Source organism: Kribbella sp. NBC_01484 (assembly GCF_036227145.1).
GTDB lineage: Bacteria > Actinomycetota > Actinomycetes > Propionibacteriales > Kribbellaceae > Kribbella.
Genome location: NZ_CP109437.1, coordinates 655,643 through 673,687 on the forward strand (window position 1 = coordinate 655,643; position 18,045 = coordinate 673,687).

At 69.0% G+C, this 18,045-nt stretch carries 16 protein-coding genes; 5 read left to right on the forward strand and 11 right to left on the reverse strand.

Annotation, left to right across the window (positions count from 1 at the left end):
* Nucleotides 1-50: 50 nt before the first annotated feature.
* Complete coding sequence (locus tag OG555_RS03090; protein WP_329480966.1) at nucleotides 51-1,352, reverse strand: MFS transporter; 1,302 nt, start codon at nucleotides 1,350-1,352, stop codon at nucleotides 51-53.
* 19 nt (nucleotides 1,353-1,371) lie between these two features.
* The gene (locus OG555_RS03095) at nucleotides 1,372-2,100 is read right to left on the reverse strand and encodes a 3-hydroxybutyrate dehydrogenase (protein WP_329480968.1); all 729 of its coding nucleotides are present in this window, start codon (nucleotides 2,098-2,100) and stop codon (nucleotides 1,372-1,374) included.
* Between the two features lie 146 nt (nucleotides 2,101-2,246).
* Between OG555_RS03095 and OG555_RS03100 the strand changes: the two genes are divergently transcribed.
* Nucleotides 2,247-4,508, forward strand: a complete 2,262-nt coding sequence (locus OG555_RS03100) for an FdhF/YdeP family oxidoreductase (protein ID WP_329480970.1) — start codon at nucleotides 2,247-2,249, stop codon at nucleotides 4,506-4,508.
* Here OG555_RS03100 and OG555_RS03105 read toward each other — a convergent pair.
* The gene (locus tag OG555_RS03105; RefSeq protein WP_329480972.1) at nucleotides 4,483-5,664 is read right to left on the reverse strand and encodes an MFS transporter; all 1,182 of its coding nucleotides are present in this window, start codon (nucleotides 5,662-5,664) and stop codon (nucleotides 4,483-4,485) included. The genes OG555_RS03100 and OG555_RS03105 overlap by 26 nt on opposite strands.
* 64 nt (nucleotides 5,665-5,728) lie before the next feature.
* On the opposite strand from OG555_RS03105, the gene OG555_RS03110 reads away from it, so the two are divergent.
* Entirely contained in the window at nucleotides 5,729-6,304 is a 576-nt protein-coding gene (locus OG555_RS03110; protein ID WP_329480974.1) for a CGNR zinc finger domain-containing protein, read from the forward strand.
* A gap of 174 nt (nucleotides 6,305-6,478) precedes the next feature.
* Here OG555_RS03110 and OG555_RS03115 read toward each other — a convergent pair whose 3' ends face one another.
* A complete protein-coding gene (locus OG555_RS03115) occupies nucleotides 6,479-8,668 on the reverse strand; it encodes an MMPL family transporter (protein ID WP_329480976.1) in 2,190 nt (729 codons plus the stop codon).
* Nucleotides 8,669-8,952: 284 nt separating this feature from the next.
* Nucleotides 8,953-9,489, reverse strand: coding sequence for a M48 family metallopeptidase (locus OG555_RS03120; protein WP_329480978.1), 537 nt, complete (start codon nucleotides 9,487-9,489; stop codon nucleotides 8,953-8,955).
* 521 nt (nucleotides 9,490-10,010) lie between these two features.
* Between OG555_RS03120 and OG555_RS03125 the strand changes: the two genes are divergently transcribed.
* Entirely contained in the window at nucleotides 10,011-10,169 is a 159-nt protein-coding gene (locus tag OG555_RS03125) for a DUF5679 domain-containing protein (RefSeq protein WP_012922897.1), read from the forward strand.
* Between the two features lie 93 nt (nucleotides 10,170-10,262).
* Nucleotides 10,263-11,573 carry an ABC1 kinase family protein gene (locus OG555_RS03130; RefSeq protein ID WP_329480980.1) on the forward strand — a complete coding sequence of 437 codons (1,311 nt, stop codon included), beginning with the start codon at nucleotides 10,263-10,265 and terminating at the stop codon, nucleotides 11,571-11,573.
* Here OG555_RS03130 and OG555_RS03135 read toward each other — a convergent pair.
* Together OG555_RS03135 and OG555_RS03140 are read right to left on the reverse strand one after the other, a co-directional pair.
* Complete coding sequence (locus tag OG555_RS03135; RefSeq protein ID WP_329480982.1) at nucleotides 11,563-13,032, reverse strand: MFS transporter; 1,470 nt, start codon at nucleotides 13,030-13,032, stop codon at nucleotides 11,563-11,565. The two genes, OG555_RS03130 and OG555_RS03135, sit on opposite strands and share 11 nt — an antisense overlap.
* Before the next feature lie 96 nt (nucleotides 13,033-13,128).
* Nucleotides 13,129-13,296 (reverse strand): hypothetical protein, encoded by a 168-nt coding sequence (locus tag OG555_RS03140; protein WP_329480984.1) that lies wholly within the window; start codon nucleotides 13,294-13,296, stop codon nucleotides 13,129-13,131.
* Nucleotides 13,297-13,315: 19 nt separating this feature from the next.
* Here OG555_RS03140 and OG555_RS03145 point away from each other — a divergent pair, with 19 nt between their 5' ends.
* Nucleotides 13,316-13,861 carry an NUDIX domain-containing protein gene (locus tag OG555_RS03145; RefSeq protein ID WP_329480985.1) on the forward strand — a complete coding sequence of 182 codons (546 nt, stop codon included), beginning with the start codon at nucleotides 13,316-13,318 and terminating at the stop codon, nucleotides 13,859-13,861.
* Between the two features lie 764 nt (nucleotides 13,862-14,625).
* Here the strand turns inward: OG555_RS03145 and OG555_RS03150 are convergent.
* From OG555_RS03150 to OG555_RS03165, 4 genes are all read right to left on the reverse strand, one after another.
* Nucleotides 14,626-14,844, reverse strand: coding sequence for a hypothetical protein (locus tag OG555_RS03150; RefSeq protein WP_329480986.1), 219 nt, complete (start codon nucleotides 14,842-14,844; stop codon nucleotides 14,626-14,628).
* 31 nt (nucleotides 14,845-14,875) lie between these two features.
* On the reverse strand, nucleotides 14,876-15,163 hold the full coding sequence (locus OG555_RS03155; protein WP_131285495.1) for a WhiB family transcriptional regulator: 288 nt from the start codon (nucleotides 15,161-15,163) through the stop codon (nucleotides 14,876-14,878).
* A gap of 148 nt (nucleotides 15,164-15,311) precedes the next feature.
* Entirely contained in the window at nucleotides 15,312-15,509 is a 198-nt protein-coding gene (locus OG555_RS03160) for a hypothetical protein (RefSeq protein ID WP_328518651.1), read from the reverse strand.
* 381 nt (nucleotides 15,510-15,890) lie between these two features.
* A complete protein-coding gene (locus OG555_RS03165) occupies nucleotides 15,891-18,014 on the reverse strand; it encodes an ATP-dependent DNA helicase UvrD2 (RefSeq protein WP_329480987.1) in 2,124 nt (707 codons plus the stop codon).
* Nucleotides 18,015-18,045: the final 31 nt, after the last annotated feature.

The following is an 18,045-nucleotide window of genomic DNA, read 5'->3' on the forward strand; positions in this document are numbered from 1 at the left end:
CTGCTGTCTTCAGCGTCCCGTCATCCCCTGGTCATGAGAGAAGAAGAGAGTTAGAGGGTGGTGAGGTCCCGGCGACGCGTTTCGGTGTACGACGTCACCGCGACTATGGAGATCACCGCACAGACTGCGACGTACACAGCGATCGCATAGCCGGAGTCGTACGCCTTGAGCAGCGCTACCGCGATGAACGGGGCCAGACCGCCCGCAATGATCGAGGCGAGCTGGTAGCCGATCGACACACCCGAATAGCGGACGCGGGTGCCGAACAACTCGGTGAAGAACGAGGCCTGTGGTCCGTACATCGCGCCATGCAGCACCAGTCCGACGGTGACGGCCAGTGCGGCGAGGGCGAAGTTCTTCGTGTCCAGGAGGGCCACGAAGAGGAAGCCCCAGACACCCACACCCACCGCACCGATCAGATACACCGGTCGCCGGCCGATCCGGTCGGACAGCGCACCCCACATCGGGATCGCGAAGAAGTGCACGGCCGCACCGATCAGGACGGCGTTCAGTGCGAAGGACTTGCCCATGCCCAGGTGTTCCTTGGCGTACGTCGCGATGACGATGGTGAAGATGTAGTAGCTGACGTTCTCCGCCATCCGGGCGCCCATGGCCGTGAGCACCTCCCGCGGATAGCGCGTGATCACCTCGATGATCGGCAGCTTGTCCACCGGCTCCTGCTTCGCCCGCGCCTCCTGGAACACCGGTGACTCTTCGATCCGCAACCGCACCCACAGCCCGACCAGCACCAGTACTGCGGACAGCAGGAATGGAATGCGCCACCCCCACGCGTTGAAGGCAGCATCCGACTGGAACGCCGCCAGCCCAGCCAGTACGCCGTTGGCGATCAACTGACCCGCGGGAGCACCGGCCTGCGGCCAGGACGCCCAGAAGCCACGCCGCGCGGGGTCACCGTGCTCAGACACAATCAGTACGGCGCCACCCCACTCACCACCGAGTGCGAAGCCCTGCACGAGTCGCAGCACGGTCAGCAGGATTGGAGCGAGCGCACCAACCTGCGCATAGGTCGGGAGAAGGCCGATCGCGAAGGTGGCGACGCCCATCATCAGCAGCGACAGCACGAGCAGTTGCTTGCGGCCCAACCGGTCACCGAAGTGGCCGAACACCACCCCACCGATCGGACGGGCGAAGAACCCCACTGCGAACGTCGCGAAGCTCAGGAGCGTCCCGGTGAGCTGTTCGCCCTTGGGGAAGAAAAGGTCTCCGAACACCACCGACGCGGCAACGCCGTAGAGGAAGAAGTCGTACCACTCGACCGTCGTACCGACGAGACTCGCGCCGACCACCCGGACGATCGACGTCCGGGTGCGGACCGGTTCTGTAGTTGTCATGGGCGGGCTCTCTCCTGAGCTAGTGGGCGGTCCAGCCGCCGTCGAGTACGAACGAGCTCCCCGTGATGGAGGCGGACGCCGGGCCGCACAGCAGCGCGACCAGCTCCGCCACTTCGGCCGGCTCGATCAGCCGCTTCACCGCGACCGGCTCGAGCAGGACCTTGTCCAGTACCTCTGCCTCGGACAGGCCGTGGGTGGCCGCCTGATCGGCCAGCTGGGCGGTGACCAGCGGCGTCCGGACGTAGGCCGGGTTCACACAGTTGCTGGTCACTCCGTGCGCCGCACCCTCCAGGGCGACGACCTTGCTGAGTCCCTCCAGTCCGTGCTTGGCAGCGACGTACGCCGCCTTGAACGGGCTGGCCCGGAGACCGTGCACCGAGCTGATGTTGACCACGCGACCCCAGCCGGCGCCGTACATGTGTGGAAGCGTCTGCCGGATCAGGCGGAACGGCGACTCGAGCATGAGCCGCAGGATGTAGCTGAACCGCTCCGGCGGGAACTGCTCTACCGGTGCGACCTGCTGGACCCCGGCGTTGTTCACCAGGATGTCCACGTCCGTCGGCAGGTCCTCCAGCCGCTCCAGGTCGGCCAGATCGGCGACAACCGTCTCCACACCCTCCAGCGCCTCGAGTCCGGTGGCGTCGTAGTCGACTGCGATGACATGTACGCCGTCGGCCGCGAGGCGCCGCGCACACGCGGCGCCGATGCCGGACGCAGCGCCGGTGACGAGGGCTCGACGGGTCTCCATGGCCGACGACTGTAGAAATCCACGCCTCGCCGCACTATGGGATGCGATAACACATCCAGGCGGCGCCCCATGGTGCCGAGCGCCACTTGTCCACAACCTCGCCTAGCGAAGCAGCGCGTGACGATAGCTGGACCTATTGTTGAAACATGGTCGATATCGAACAGCCGAAGAAGAAGGCCGCCGGCGTCCCCGCCGTGCTGTCGTCGTTCAAGTTCGGTTTCCGTGAGATGGGCCCGGCCCGGACCGGCAAGGTCTTCCTGAAGATGAACCAGGACGGCGGCTTCGACTGCCCGTCCTGTGCCTGGCCGGACCCCGACCACAAGCGCAAACACGCGGCCGAGTTCTGCGAGAGCGGCGCCAAGGCGGTGGCCTGGGAGGCGACCCGCAAGCGGGTGCCGCGCGCCTTCTTCGCCGAGCACACCGTCGAGGCGATGAGCGAGATCTCCGAGTTCGAGCTCGGCAAGCTCGGCCGGATCACCGAGCCGATGCTGCTGCGGGCGGGGGCGACGCGCTACGAGCCGGTCGGCTGGGAAGAGGCGTTCCAGGTCGTCGCGCGGCACCTGAAGGCCCTCGTCGACCCGAACGACGCCGTCTTCTACACCTCCGGCCGGACCAGCAACGAGGCCGCCTTCCTCTACCAGCTCTTCGTCCGGGCTTACGGCACCAACAACCTGCCCGACTGCTCGAACATGTGCCACGAGTCGTCCGGTACGGCGCTGTCCCGGGTGATCGGCAGCGGCAAGGGCGCCGTCACGCTGGAGATGCTGGAGGAGGCCGAGCTGATCGTCGTCGTCGGCCAGAACCCGGGCACCAACGCGCCCCGGATGCTCAGCCACCTCGAGATCGCCAAGCGCAACGGCGCCGACATCGTCTCGGTGAACCCGCTGCCCGAGCCCGGCCTGATGAACTTCAAGAACCCGCAGCGCCCGCGCGGCTGGGTCGGCAAGGGTACGCCGCTGGCCGACCAGCTCCTGCAGATCCGGATCGGCGGCGACCAGGCGCTGTTCCTTGCCGTCGGCCACCTTCTGCTCGAGGCCGAGGCGGCGAGCCCCGGGACCGTGCTCGACACGTCCTTCATCGAGAGCCACACCAGCGGTTACGAGGTCTACACCAAGCACAACGCCGAGCTCGACTGGGCTGCCGTCGAGCTCGCGACCGGGCTGCGCCGGGCGGAGATCGAGGAGTTCACCCAGCGGTTCATCAAGTCCAAGGCGACGGTGATCTGCTGGGCGATGGGCCTGACCCAGCACCGGGAGGCCGTCGCGACGATCAGCGAGATCGTCAACGTGCTGCTCCTGCAGGGAAACATCGGCAAGCCCGGCGCCGGCCCGTGCCCGGTGCGCGGCCACTCGAACGTCCAGGGCGACCGCAGCATGGGCATCTGGGAGAAGGTGCCGGACACGTTCCTGGACAAGCTGGACGCCGAGTTCTCGTTCACCGCACCCCGCGAGCACGGCATCGACGCGGCCGAGACGGTGAAACGGCTGCGTGACGGTGCGGTCCGGGTCTTCTTCGCCATGGGTGGCAACTTCGCCTCCGCGACACCTGACACCGAGGTCGTGCACCGAGGGCTGCGGGAGTGCGACCTGACCGTGCACGTCTCGACCAAGCTCAACCGGTCGCACACCATCACCGGGCGCGAGGCGTTGATCCTGCCGACGCTCGGGCGGACCGATCACGACCACACCGCGGCCGGACCGCAGTCGGTGACGGTCGAGGACTCGCAAGGCGCGGTGCATTTGTCCACGGGCAATCTGACGCCGCCGGGTCCGGAGCTGAAGTCGGAGATCGGCATCATCTGCGGGCTCGCGCGGACCGTCGTACCGGATATCGGGCAGATCCCGTGGGCCGACTTCGCCGAGGACTACAGCCTGATCCGGCAGCGGATCGGCCGGGTGGCCGACGGGTACGAGGACTTCGAGGATCGGCTGCGGGCCAACGAGGGCGGGTTCTTGCTGGCACACGCCGCCCGGGACAGGCGCGAGTTCCGGACGTCCGACGCGCGGGCGCAGTTCACCGCGAACGATCTCAGTTGGTTGCCGACCGCCCCTGGCCGGCTGCTGCTGCAGACGATGCGCAGTCACGACCAGTTCAACACCACGATCTACGGGCTCGAGGACCGCTACCGCGGCATCAACGGCACCCGCGAGGTCGTCTTCGTGAACCCGGACGACCTGGCCGAGCTGGGGCTGAAGGACGGTGCGTACGTCGATATCGTGAGCGAGTTCCAGGGCGTCGAGCGGCGGGCCTCCGGGTTCCGGCTGGTGTCGTACCCGACCGCGCGCGGCTGCGTGGCGGCGTACTACCCGGAGACCAATGTCCTGATGTCCGCCGACGACGTCGCCAAGGGCAGCAATACCCCGGTCGCCAAGGGCCTGACGGTCAGGCTGGAGCCAGTCGCTTCCTGAGCCACGGTTGGACGAGAGCCAGCGCGGCGGCCACCGCCGCGCTGGTGAGCCATAGACCCTTCGGGCCCGCTGCGTCGAGGAGTTGGGTGACGGTCAGTGGGGCGATGGTGGTCGCGATGCCCCAGCTCAGGCCGAAGACGGCGAGGTAGCGGCCGCGAGCGTGCTCGGGTGCGAGGCCGGATGCCTGCGTGAGGTAGCGGGTCAGGAGGAAGAGGTCACCCAAGCTCCAGAGCACTGCGGCGAGCAGGAAGATCGCGAGGCTGTGGGCGATAGCGATGACGATGAGCCCCGCGCCGAGCAGGACGTAGCCGACTGTCATCGCCCGGAAGTCGTCGAGCTGCTGCAACCGGAGCAGGCGTTGAGCGATGATCAAGGTCACCGCAGAGACCGCCAAGATGAAGCCAGTGCCGGACTTCGGCAGGCCCTGCTCGAGCAGCGTCAGCGGCACACCGATCACCAGTTGCATATAGATGGTGGCGAACACGGTCCCGCTGGCAAGCAGAAGCAACAGCCGCCGGTCCCGCCACACCGAGGCTTCCTTGGACCTGACGACGACCTCTTCCGTCTCCCGCCGTACGTCACCTGGAAGGGCGAGTGCGACGAGGACGGCGCAGGCCAGGCAGGTGAGGGCGTCGGCGACGAAGAGCCAGCGCAGGTCGACGTGGCTGATCGCCGCGGCGAGCAGGCCGGCCAGGACGCCGGCCGCGGCCAGCGCCGCGCTGTACAACCCGTACGCCGCCGGCCGATCGGACGGACTGGTCACGTCGGCGATCATCGCCTGACTTGGCGGCTCGTAGATCTCGAAAGCGAGGCCGAGGAGCACGGTCGCGAGGACGGCCGACCACAGCGCGTGACTCAACGCGATCCCGGTCTGGGCGACGGCGCAGCCGGTCAGGCCGAGGACGATCGTACGGCGACGGCCGAGCCGGTCGGCCAGGTGTCCGCCGAGCAACCGGGACGGGATCGTGGCCGCGCCGAAGAGCGCCAGGATCACGCCGGTCTGGCTGAGCGAGGTGCCGAACTCGACGGTGAGCACGACGCCGAGGAACGGCAGCGTGAACGCGCCGATCCGGTTGACCGCGCGGGCCGTGACCAGGATCCAGACCGCCGGAGACAACCCGCGCCACGGCGAGGTCAAGGTCGCTACCGCACTCATCTCCGGCTCCCATGACTGTCTAAGTGGCTATGATCGGTCACGCGAGAGCCTACGGAGAGGACCCATGACCGGTCAAGTGTCTTTTGATAGTCACGCCCGCAACGTGCTGGCGGCCTCCGTCGAGTACGTGAACCGGCTGACGCCCGGCTACTCCGGTGGCACGCCGTACCCCGCGCCGGCCAACGAGGCGCAGGCCGTCTCCGACGCCTTGGCAGCCATCGGCTACCCGCGGCCGTCCGTCGAGCCGGACGACGCGCGGCGGTTGGCCGTGCTCGCGGGGCGGATGCGCATCGTCTTCGAAGCCGCGCATGCGGGCGACGTCGATCGCGCGGCGGACGAGGTGAACGCGCTGCTCGTGGACACCAACTCCCGACCGCAGCTGGACCGGCGGAACGACGGCTGGAGCCTGCACTTCCACGGCCCGGACGACGGACTCGTCAACGGCTGGGCGGCCGGCTGTGCGGCCGGCCTCGCGCTCGCCCTGGGCACCGGGCTCGCCGGCCGCCTAGGCGTGTGCGCGGCCCCGCAGTGCGACCGCGTCTTCGTCGACGTCTCCCGCAACGGCCAACGCCGCTTCTGCTCTCCCCAATGCCAAAGCCGCGTCAAAGCCGCCGCCCACCGCGCCCGGCAAGCTAGTTGAAGGTGAGCGTGGGGCTGGCCGGGTCCTCGTTGCCCACGACAACTTGTGCACGGTCTCGCGGGCTGATCTGATCGACGTACAGCCGCTCACCCGGAATGTACTTGCTGAGATAGCGCTGCTCGGCGGCGGCAGCGCCTCACCCGATTTTCACCGGGTGAGGCGCTGAAGGAACCGTCAGCCGACCGGGGTGAGCTCGCGCTCCTCCTCCGGGGCCGGCGGCTGGATCGCGTGCTTGCCGGGCTTGCCACGGAGCCACTTCGGGGCCCACCAGTTGGCGTCGCCGAGCAGGGTCATCACGCTCGGGAGGACGACCGCACGGATGATCGTCGCGTCGATCAGGATCGCGACCGCCAGGCCGACGCCGAGTTGCTTCATGTCCAGCGTGCTCAGCGTCGCGAAGACCGCGAACACCCCGATCATCACGGCCGCCGCGCTGGTGACCACGCCGGCCGAGCCGGTGATGCCCTCGGCCACCGCCTGCTTGGTCGGTACGCCGCGCAGCACCGCCTCGCGGATCCGGCTGACCACGAACACGTGGTAGTCCATCGACAGCCCGAACAGCACCACGAAGAGGAACAGCGGCAACCAACTGACCACGGCCCCGTTCGACCGGAAGTGCAGCAACCCTTCGGCCCAGGTGTTCTGGAACACCGCGGTGACGACGCCGTACGCCGCTCCCGCGCTCAGCAGGTTCAGCCCGATCGCGGTGATCGCGACCACCACGGACCGGAACGTCACCATCATCACGATCATCGTCAGCAGCAGCACGAACCCGATCACCAGCGGCAACTTGGCCCGCGTGTGGGCCGCATAGTCGACGTCCGCGGCCACGAACCCACCGACGGCGTACTCGACTCCCGGCACCTTGCCGACCGTCGCCGGCATCAGTTCCTTGCGCAGCTTGGTCAGCGAGTCACGCGCTTCCTGGCTGCCACCCGCGTACGGCGTGGCGACCTCGAGGGTCGTGACGGTGCCGTCCTTGGAGAACCGCGGCTCCTCGAGACCGTCCTGCGCGAAGAGCTTGTCCTGCTGCGTGCGCTGCACCAACTCGGCGAGAGCGGCCTTGACCGCCGGCGCCTGGTTGGCCGGTGCGCGGACGGCGACCTCGTGGCTGGTGCCCGTGCTCGGGAAGGCCGCGGTCAGCCGGTCGTACGCCTTCATCACCGACGTGGTCCGCGGCAGATCCTCGGTGCCCGGGAACTTCAGCGTCATCCCCAGCGCCGGCGACGCGACGGCCAGCAGTGCGGTGACGGAGACCAGCAGCGTGGCGACCGGGTGCTTCAGGGCCGGCCTCAGCACGGTCGGCCAGAAGCGCGGCTTGCCCTTGTTCGCAGTCAGTCGCCACACCAGCGGGATCCGCGGACGGTCCACCCAGCGACCCAGCTTCGCGAGTACGGCGGGGAGCACGGTCAGCGAACCGGCGACGGCCACCGCGACGACCAGGATCGAGCCGACCGCGAAGGACGAGAACACCGCGTCCCGAGCCAGGAACAACCCGGCCATCGAGATGATCACCGCCGTACCGGAGACGACGACCGCGTGGCCGGAGGTGGCGGCGGCGATCTCGACCGCGTCGACGTGACCGCGACCCTTCGCGCGTTCCTCGCGTTCACGGCGCAGGTAGAAGAGTGAGTAGTCGACGCCGACCGCCATACCGATCAGCAGGATCACGCTGTTCACCGCGTCGACCGCGGGGATGAGCTGCGACGCCGCCGCGGACAAGCCGATCGCGGCTGCGACTGCGGACAGCGCCAGTACCAACGGCACCGAGGCAGCGATCAGCGCGCCGAACGCGATCAGGAGGATCGCGAGCGTCACCGGCAGGCTGAACATCTCCGCCCGCTTGAAGTCCTTGCCGAGGGTCTCGTTGAGGGCCTTGTCGATCGACAGTCCTCCGACCTCCTCGATCCGGAGATTCGGGTACTGCTGCTGAAGCTGAGCTGTGGTGTCGAGCAGCGGCTGCACACGGTCGTCGCCCTCGCCGTCCTTCAGGGTGACCCTGACGATCACCGCGTCCTTCGTCGCCGACGCGATCGGCTGGGCGACCTCCGCGACCCCACCGAGGGCGCGCATCTTCTGGATCACCACGCCGGCCGCCTGGTCGGCCGCCTTCTGGTCGAGCGTCCCGGACGGAGCCGTGATCAGCACGCTCTCCACGTCCGGGTCGGCGAAGTTGCCGGACTTGACGATGTTGTCGGCCCGGGTCACCTCGCCGATGTCGCCCTCGTTCTCGGACTGCTTGGTCCCGGTCACCGAGCCGAGTGCGAAACAGGCGATCACGACCGCCACCCACATCGCGATCGCCCGCCACGGATGGGTGGCGCTCCAGCGCGCCGCCCGCACCGTGATCTGTCCCCTGGCCATACCTTCCCTGCCCCTCTGCGCCCCCTCAGGCGCCCCACCCAGCGCACCTGGCGCGGCGCTGGCTATGGATCACAGCCTGGCTGGCGGGAGCAGGCGGCGACCATGCAGGAAGCCACCCAGTCCACCCTGGGGCTAACCCCACCCCACCCTTTCTCGTACGCCGTACGTCCCCCCACCGCCCGCCCGCACTTTGGGCACCCCTCGACCGTTTCGGCGCCGCGCAAAGGGTTGGCCGGTGCTCAAAGTCGCCGCGGCGGCGGTGAGGGGGGTGGGTGGGGGTGGGGTCAGAAGTCGTCGAGGTTGAGGGACGAGGCGGCGGATATGCCTTCGAGATAGCCCTCGGCACGCTCGGCTTTGGGGTAGCGGTGGACCAGGGCCCAGAAGGCGGCGTTGTGGGCCGGCTCGACCAGATGGGCGAGCTCGTGGATGAGCACGTAGTCGACCACCCAGGCGGGCATCGACTGCAAACGGGTGCTCAAACGGATGGATCGGTCCGCCGGAGTGCAGGATCCCCACCGTCTGTTTTGGTTCGAAACCCACCTGACTGACGCAGGTTCGGGCACTTCGGGGAGATGCCGACACGCGAGTTCGTGTGCTCTGGCCAACAATTTTTCGTCCGACACGCGCGATCGGCTGCGCTGCTTGTCCAGCCGCGCCAGCATGGTCTCGACCCAGCGCGCCTCCTCCGCGGCGGACAGCCGGTCGGGCATCAGCACGACCACGCGCTCGCCGTCCCGGTAGGCGCTGACGGTCCGCTTGCGCCGCTTGCTGCGGCGGATGTCCACGAACGGCGGGATCGGTCGCGGTGGAGAATCGGCCATGGGTCAAAAAGTACCCTGAGAATCTGACAACTTTCTTCCGTCCACATCCTGTGAATCCGCGTTTCCGCAGGTCAGACGCCAGATTTTGGGGTCACCGATTCCGGTTGTTCACATCCTGTTCCCCCGCCCGTCCACAGTGCCGCGCGGCGCGCCCCACAGGTTGCCCACAGGGTTATCCACAGGCGTGGACAACGCGGCCTTGCCAGCGCCACGCCCGCCTCTTAGCGTCAGGTGCAACAGGCTCCCGGACCGCTTCCGGGGCCGCTCGGAGGGGAAGCCGAGCGGTTCCGGAGGCGGATCACCGGGAGCTTGTTCCTTTTGGGAGAAGCTCTCAGAAAGGGCTTTCCCAGGCGGCGTTGAGCGGCGCGCGGGCCGGGAGGTGCGCTTGAGCCTGCGCCAGGCTGCCGTAGGGTGAATCCCGATTGGGCCGAACGGCCTACGGCAGGACGGTCTGCCGTTAGCATCCACGACTGCCCGGGGTGGGAACCCCGGGCTGGTACAGAAGCAAGGAGAGGGCCCTCATGGCAGAGACCTGGAGCGGCGAGTTCTACTGCGTCAAGTGCAAGGCCAAGCGCACCGCCGACGGCGAGGTCAAGGTCAACGACAAGGGCACGCGCATGGCCAAGGCCAAGTGCCCCGAGTGCGGTACGAACCTGAACCGAATCCTCGGCAAGGCCTGACGCACCAAGTCGTAGGGGCGGGGTCCGACACGCAGAAGGTGTCGGACACCGCCCCTCCGTCGTCCGGCTTGGGTGACCGGACAGAATGGGTGCGTGTCGGATCTCCCTCGTAAGGCGCTGAGCCGGACCGCCAAACTAGCCAGCCTGCCGCTCGGTGCCGCCGGGCGGGCGACGCTCGGCCTGGGCAAGCGGATCGGTGGTGCGCCGGCCGAGACTGTGCTCGCCGAGTTCCAGCGCCGCACAGCCGACCAGTTGTTCGCCGTTCTCGGCGAGCTCAAGGGCGGCGCGATGAAGTTCGGGCAGATGCTCAGCCTGATGGAGTCCGCGATGCCCGAGGAGCTCGCGGCGCCGTACCGGGCCGCCCTGACCAAGCTGCAGGACTCCGCCCCGCCGATGCCGGCCTCGACCGTACACACGATCCTGTCGCGCGAGCTGGGCAAGCGCTGGCGGGACCGGTTCGAAGAGTTCGACGACGTGCCCGCGGCGGCCGCGTCGATCGGCCAGGTGCACCGCGGCATCCTCACCGATGGCCGCGAGGTCGCGATCAAGCTGCAGTACCCGGGCGCCGCCGATGCCCTGCGCGCGGACCTGCGCCAGCTCGGCCGGTTCGCCCGGACCTTCGGAACGTTCGTCCCCGGCCTGGACATGAAGCCGCTGGTCACCGAGCTGCAGGAGCGGATCGGCGAGGAGCTCGACTACGATCGCGAGGCCCAGGCGCAGCAGCAGTACGCCGACGCCTTCAAGGATCACGACGAGTTCGTGGTGCCACGCGTCATCAAGCACTCCCCCAGCGTCATCGTGTCCGAGTGGATCGAGGGCCGGCCGCTGTCGTCGATCATCACCGACGGCACCCAGCAGGAGCGCGACGAGATCGGGCTGAAGTACGTCCGGTTCATGTTCAGCGGACCGAAGTACGCCGGTCTGCTGCACTCGGACCCGCATCCGGGGAACTTCCGGGTGATGCCCGACGGCCGGCTCGGCGTGGTCGACTTCGGCCTGTGCGCGCGGCTGCCGGAGGGATTGCCGCCGGCCATCGGGCGGTTGCTGCGGATCTCACTGGAAGGCGACGCCACGGCCGTCCTGGCCGGGCTGCGCGAGGAGGGCTTCATCAAGCCGCGGATGGAGATCGACCCTGACCAGCTGATGGATTACCTCTCGCCGTTCGCCGAGCCGGCCCGGGCCGAGAAGTTCCAGTTCAGCCGGGCCTGGATGCGTGCCCAGGCGAACCGGACCGGTGACTTCCGGTCCCCCAGCGCGTCGATGGCGCTCAAGATCAACCTGCCGCCGTCGTACCTGCTGATCCACCGCGTCTGGATCGGCGGCATCGCCGTACTCTCGCAGCTCGAGGCCGAAGCCCCGTTCCGGGCCGTCCTGGAGGAGTTCCTGCCCGGTTTCACCGACTGAGCGGCGGCACCGAGCGAAGGGTGACGGCCAGCAGGACGGCGATGGCGGTCAGGGCCAGGGCGGTGATGCCGGCGGCCAGGTGGAAGCCGGTCGTGAAGGCGTCGTGGGCGTCGGCGAGGACGTCGTTCGGGACGCCCTGGGTGATCGCCTCGCCCAGCGAGTTGCCGCCGCGACCGCCCATCTGGCTGCGGTACGCCGCGGTGACCACGCTGCCGAGGATCGCAATGCCCAGTGCGTAGCCGAACTCGTTGCTGGTCTGGGTCAGCGCTCCGGCGGACCCGGCCTTCTCCGGCGGGACCGAGCCGATGACCAGGTTCGTCCCCAGCGTGACCAGCGGCGCGGCGCCGACGGCCTCGACCGCGAACGCGATCACCAGGACGGTCGTCGAGGTCGCCTGCGTCATGACGGCCATCCCGACGATCGTGAACGCGATGCCGGCCGGGATCAGCACGCCCGGCCGGATCCGCTGGGCCAGCCGCGGCGCCAGCTGGAAGGCGAGGGTGGACGTGAGCATGCCCGGGACCAGCGCGATCCCGGCGGTCAGCGGGGTCATGCCCTGCACCAGCTGGAAGTACTGCGCGACGAACACCATCACGCCGCCGGACAGCATCGAGTACGTCATCATGCTGCCGAGCGACACGCTGAAGGTGAGCCGGGTGAACAGCCGTACGTCGACCAACGGGTCGGCCAGGCGACGCTGACGCCGTACGAAGATCCAGCCGAAGACTCCGCCGATCACCAGGGCGGCGACGGACTCGGCGCCGACGCCGTGCGCGGCCAGGTGCTTCAGGCCGTGGATCGCCGGCAGGATCGCGGCCAGCGACAGCACCACACTCGGTACGTCGATCCGCCCGGCCTGTTCGTTCCGGTACTCCGGCAGCAGGATCGGACCGACCACCAGCAGCACGACCATCGCCGGTACGCCGATCAGGAAAGCCGAGCCCCACCAGAAGTGCTCGAGCAGAACGCCACCGACGATCGGACCGACCACGGCACCGATGGTGAAGCATCCGGCCCAGATGCCCAGCGCGGTCGCCCGCTGACGTGTGTTCGGGAACAGCGTCGAGATCAGCGACAGCGTGCACGGCGCGATCGCGGCGCCGGCGATACCCAGCACCGCCCGGGCGCCGATCAGCATGCCGGGACTGACCGAGTACGCCGCGACGATCGACGCGACACCGAAGACGGCAGCGGCGGTCAGCAGCAGCCGGCGGCGGCCGATCCGGTCGCCCAGATTGCCCATGGTGATCATCAGACCGGCCACCATGAACCCGTACACGTCCAGGATCCACAGCTGCTGACTGCTGGACGCCCCGAGCGCCTCGGTCACCGCCGGCACGGCCAGCAGCATCACGAACAGATCCAGCGACACCAGCAGCGTGGCGAGGCAGAGAACGCCCAGTGCGATCCACTGCCGCCGGCCGGTCACCACGGTCTCGCCGTCGGTGGTGAGAGTCATATCCGGTTCCTTCCACGGGAGGGCCGTCACGAAATGACGGCGTACTCCTGCGTCGGGCGGATTACGCCGGAATCGACAGCCCGATTCAGAACTTTCTCACCAGTAGACGGAGTCGAGCTTCCCCTCGATGCTGCGGACGTTCTCCCGGGCACACCGGTCGCAGTACAGCAGCTTGCGGCCGTCCTCCATCGAGGTCACCCAGGTCAGCGGCGCGTCCTCCGACTCCGCCTGCTGACCACACAACGCACAGGTAGCTCTAACCATGGGTAGTAGTCTGCACTGCGTGCGCTGGCTGATCCACGGAGAGCAGGAAGTCTGGGCCAGTCCGTGGCTCAGCGTACGGCGGCTGGACGTCGAGCAACCCGATGGGCACCGCGTCGACTACCACGCGATCAGGCTGAGTGACGTGGCGGCGGTCGTGGTCACCGACGCCGAGGATCGCGTGTTGCTGATGTGGCGGCACCGCTTCCTGACCGACACCTGGGCGTGGGAGCTCCCGATGGGCATCGTCGAGTCCGGCGAGGCCCCGATCGAGGCCGCCGCCCGCGAACTCGAGGAGGAGACCGGCTGGCGGTCCGGCCCGCTGACCGAGCTGATCCGCTCCCAGCCGGGCGCCGGGATCATCGACTCGACGCACTACGTGTTCCGGGCGACGTCCGCGTCGTACGCCGGTCCGCCGACGGAACGGAACGAGTCCGACCGGATCGAGTGGGTCCCACTGGCCGAGGTACCCGGGATGATCGCCCGCCACGAGGTCCTCAGCGGCATCACCCTCCTCGGCCTCCAGCAAACCCTCCTCACCCAGCCGCCCCCACCCAGCGCCGTTTGAGGGGTTCTCCCCCGAGGTTGCCCCTTCTCCCCCCGTATCCAGGCCGAGAAGGGGCCATTTGGGGGGATCTCCCCTCAAATGGCCCTGGGGCGACGGGCCGGGGCGACCGGCCGGGGCGACCGGCCGGGGCGACCGGCCGGGGCGACCGGCCGGGGCGCGCGACTCGGTGCCGGTGCCGGAGCGACCGCGGGGCGCCGGGGCGCGGGGGTTGGGGCCGACGGGTCGGGGGCCGCGGGGTTAGCCCGTGGCAGGGCGCTGGGACTGGGGGCGCGAGGCCAGGGCAGGCGCTGGGACTGGCGCCGGGGCAGGCGCTGGGACTGGGGCCGGGGCGCGCGCTGGGACTGGGGGGCCCGGGCAGGCGCTGGGACTGGGGGGCCCGGGCAGGCGACGGGACTGGGGGGCCCGGGCAGGCGACGGGACTGGGGGGCCCGGGCAGGCGACGGGACTGGGGGGCCCGGGCAGGCGACGGGACTGGGGGGCCCGGGCAGGCGACGGGACTGGGGGGCCCGGGCAGGCGACGGGATCGGGGGCTGGGCCGGCCGCGGACCGGTGGCACTACACAACCGCCGTCGCGGGGTCTCGCCTGAGCGTGGGGGATGGCGGTCGGGTGCGATTGATGAGTGCTGGACGTCCGGTTCCAGCATGGCCGAGGGGCGGCATCCGGGTGGATGCCGCCCCTCGGTGATTCAGCTGGTCAGGCTGTGGTGCCTGCCGGGGCGGTCCTCCCTTTCGGACCGCCCGGCGGGCTGTGTGTTACGGGTGGATCAGACGAGGCGGGCGAGTGCGAGGCGCGCGCGTGCGCTGGCCCTCTCAGCTCGCCGGCCGGCCCGCTCGGCCTGCTTCTGCGCCTTCTCGATCTGGTGAGCGAGGCGGAAGCGCCGGTTCTGCTCGGCGTCGTGCAAGGTAGAACGACAATGAGCACGGGCGAGATCTTCGTGAAGTAAATGCATCTGAATTCTCCTGTGCGAAGTCTGGTTGGTCATGGTTCGGAGTCTCGATTCGGATTGGTTTCGTTCAGGCCGCGGTTACGGTGTCGCTCTTGCGAGGGCGTCCACGTGGCCGCTTGCGCGGAACCACCACACCCTGGACGAACAGCTCGCCACCCCACACTCCCCACGGCTCGGAACGCTCGAGCGCTCCGGCCAGGCACTCGGCCTTCAGCGGGCAGGTCGTGCAGAGAGACTTCGCGTACTCGACATCCGCCGGCGATTCGGCGAAGAAGAGTTCTGGCGCGTAGGACCGACAGGGCAGGTCCTGCGACGTTGCCACCTCGGTGAAGACATCGAGGAAGCTCACGCTCATTCCGGTCACCTCCCAGTGACTTTTGTGCTGATCTCTTGTCGTCCGTGATGACCGCCGGTTGACGGCCACCAAAACTGTGTTGACAAACAAAAGGGCCGCGGGACCCTTTTCGGGTTCCGCGGCCTTGGAGGTGCCGGCTGACGTCATGTCAGACCGGTGGACTCCATGCTCGAGAACCCGAACCGCCGTACTTCACATCGCCGACAGCTCCGCCCCGGAACGGGGTGGCGCCAGAGGCCATGAGCACAACGGTCGCGACGTGCAGACGCGGCGAGGCACCCTGAATCGGGGCGCACGGCAGCGCGGCCATGTCGCTGAACGGCTTCTTGACCGTGTTGATGTTCATCCAGGGCACCTCCTCTCGTTGTGGCGAAGCGGGCGGTTAGCTCGATCGCTATGGTTGTTTGAAGTTTTCGGCCAGGCTTCGACCGCAGAAAGAACAGTACGCCGCCGGAGTCGGAGCCCGCAAACTATTTATCGCCAGTTCGCGAACTTGGCCGGAAGTTGCCGCCCCGACGACCGGATCTGGCTGCCAGGACAGGCTTCCGGCACGCTCCGGGACGCCATCCGCACGCTCCGGGATCGTTGCCTCTGTCACCTAATTGCCACGTCTGCCGTCAGCAGAACGCGGCACGTCCTTCAGGATGCGCCTCACAACCCGTGCCTGGCAACAGATTTCCACCAGATTGCCCGGAAGGGCAGGCGCGGCCGCCCGACCTGCGGGTAACTAGCGGGTGCAGAGGTTGAGGATGTGCTCGCCGTACTTGGTCAGCTTGGTGTGGCCGATGCCGGGGATCTTGCGGAGGGACTGTTCGTCGGTCGGGCGGGTCTCGGCGATGGCGGTCAGGGTGGCGTCGGTGAGGATGACGAAGGCGGGCATGCGCTCGGTCTCCGCCTGTTCGGTGCGCCAGGTGAGCAGGGCGTCGTACAGCTTCTGGTCGATGTTCGAGGGGCAGTCCTCGCAGCGGCCGAGCTTGCGGGCGCCAGGGTCGAGCAGGCCGCGGCCGCACACCCGGCACTTGGGGATGGGACGACCACTGCGGGCGGCGGACCGTGACTCCGCGGACGGACGCTCATAGCCCACAGACGGGCTCCACTCGGTGCGCGCCGTCCGGACGCCGATCGGGTCGAGGAAGCGGGTCGGGCCGCGCTGACCGCGCCCGCCGGGCGAACGCGACGTCGACCAGCTGACGAAAAGCTGCTGCTTGGCCCGCGTGACACCGACGTAGAACAGCCGCCGCTCCTCCTCGACCTGCGCCGGTGTCTGGGCATAGGCGATCGGCAACGTCCCCTCGTGGGCGCCGACGATGAACACGCAGTCCCACTCCAGCCCCTTGGCCGCGTGCAGTGTCGCCAGCGTCACTCCCTCGGCCAGCGGCGCGTGCTGGATCGACGCCCGCCGGTCCAGCTCGGCCATCAGCTCCGGCAACCGAGCCTCGGGCTGCGCGGCCGCGAAGTCGGACGTCATCGTCACCAGCGCCATCAGCGACTCCCACCGGTCCCGGACCGCACCCGTCCCGGTCGGCGGCTCCGGCGTCCACCCGGCCCCACCCAGCACGCCCCGGACCACCTCGACCAGGTCGTCCGACACGTCGCCGGCCTTCGCCTGACCCCGCAGCAGTACGGCGGCCTGCCGGATCTCGGCCCGCTCGAAGAACCGCTCCGCCCCCTTCAGCACGGTCGGGATCTTCCGCTCCGCCAGCGCCTGCTCGAAGTTCTCCGACTGTGCGTTGGTCCGGAACAGTACGGCGATGTCCCGCAGCGCGACGCCCTCGTCACGGAGCCTCGCGACCGCCCGCCCCACCGCATCCGCCTCCGCGACCTCATCGGAGTACTCGCGGTAGACCGGCGCCGGACCGGGGTCACGCTGCGACCGCAGCGTCACCCGGCCGGGCAGCCCGGCCGGGCCGGCCGCATCAAGGATCTTGTTCGCGACGTCGACGATCTGCGGCGTCGATCGGTAGTCCCGGACCAGCTTGATCACCGTCGCCGACGGGTGCCGGGACGCGAAGCGCACCAGGTTCTCCGGCTCGGCGCCGGCCCAGGAGTAGATAGTCTGCGCCGGGTCGCCGACCACGCAGACGTCCTCACGACCGCCGAGCCACAGGTCGAGCAGACTCTGCTGCAGCGGCGAAACGTCCTGGTACTCGTCCACGACGAAGGTCCGGTACTGCCGCCGGATCTCGGCCGCGACGCGCTCATCCTCCGCGAGCAGCGCGGTCGCACACAGCAGCACATCCTCCAGGTCGATCCGCCCACGCTCCAGCTTCACGTCCTCGTACGCCGCGAAGATCCGCGCGATCGTGGCCGGGTCGAACGCGGCCAGCGTCCGGCCCGAGCGAGGCGCGACCTTCGCGTAGTCGTCCGGCCGGACGTTGCTCACCTTGGCCCACTCGACCTCGCCGGCCAGGTCGCGCAGTGCGGGAGTGTCCACCCGGACCCGGCAGCGCGACGCCGCCTCGGTCAGCAGTGGGAACTTGCGGTCCACGATCGGCGGCAGCTCCCCGCCGTACACCTTGGGCCAGAACCATCGCGCCTGCCGGAGCGCCGCGGAGTGGAAGGTGCGCGCCTGCACGCCTTCGACCCCGAGCTGCGCGAGCCGCCCGCGCATCTCCCCCGCCGCCCGCTGGGTGAAGGTCACCGCGAGCACGCGCACTGGGTCGAAGGTCCCGGTCCTCACGCCGTACGCGATCCGATGGGTGATCGCCCGGGTCTTCCCGGTCCCCGCGCCGGCCATCACCACGACCGGTCCGTGCAGGGTCGTCGCGACCGCCCGCTGCTCCGGATCGAGCGCCTCGAGCAGGCCGTCCGCGGACGCGGACTGTGTGAGATCGCTCACGGACGGGGACATCGGGGAACAGCACCACCTGCGGCTGGGTTCG

Bases quoted from the DNA above. Each gene is read 5' to 3' on its own strand.
- OG555_RS03095 (WP_329480968.1), bottom strand. From the start codon at position 2,100: ATGGAGACCCGTCGAGCCCTCGTCACCGGCGCTGCGTCCGGCATCGGC.
- OG555_RS03155 (WP_131285495.1), bottom strand. From the start codon at position 15,163: ATGAGCGTGAGCTTCCTCGATGTCTTCACCGAGGTGGCAACGTCGCAG.
- OG555_RS03100 (WP_329480970.1), top strand. From the start codon at position 2,247: ATGGTCGATATCGAACAGCCGAAGAAGAAGGCCGCCGGCGTCCCCGCC.
- OG555_RS03150 (WP_329480986.1), bottom strand. From the start codon at position 14,844: ATGACCAACCAGACTTCGCACAGGAGAATTCAGATGCATTTACTTCAC.
- OG555_RS03140 (WP_329480984.1), bottom strand. From the start codon at position 13,296: ATGGTTAGAGCTACCTGTGCGTTGTGTGGTCAGCAGGCGGAGTCGGAG.
- OG555_RS03165 (WP_329480987.1), bottom strand. From the start codon at position 18,014: ATGTCCCCGTCCGTGAGCGATCTCACACAGTCCGCGTCCGCGGACGGC.
- OG555_RS03105 (WP_329480972.1), bottom strand. From the start codon at position 5,664: ATGAGTGCGGTAGCGACCTTGACCTCGCCGTGGCGCGGGTTGTCTCCG.
- OG555_RS03110 (WP_329480974.1), top strand. From the start codon at position 5,729: ATGACCGGTCAAGTGTCTTTTGATAGTCACGCCCGCAACGTGCTGGCG.
- OG555_RS03115 (WP_329480976.1), bottom strand. From the start codon at position 8,668: ATGGCCAGGGGACAGATCACGGTGCGGGCGGCGCGCTGGAGCGCCACC.
- OG555_RS03090 (WP_329480966.1), bottom strand. From the start codon at position 1,352: ATGACAACTACAGAACCGGTCCGCACCCGGACGTCGATCGTCCGGGTG.
- OG555_RS03135 (WP_329480982.1), bottom strand. From the start codon at position 13,032: ATGACTCTCACCACCGACGGCGAGACCGTGGTGACCGGCCGGCGGCAG.
- OG555_RS03120 (WP_329480978.1), bottom strand. From the start codon at position 9,489: ATGGCCGATTCTCCACCGCGACCGATCCCGCCGTTCGTGGACATCCGC.
- OG555_RS03160 (WP_328518651.1), bottom strand. From the start codon at position 15,509: ATGAACATCAACACGGTCAAGAAGCCGTTCAGCGACATGGCCGCGCTG.
- OG555_RS03125 (WP_012922897.1), top strand. From the start codon at position 10,011: ATGGCAGAGACCTGGAGCGGCGAGTTCTACTGCGTCAAGTGCAAGGCC.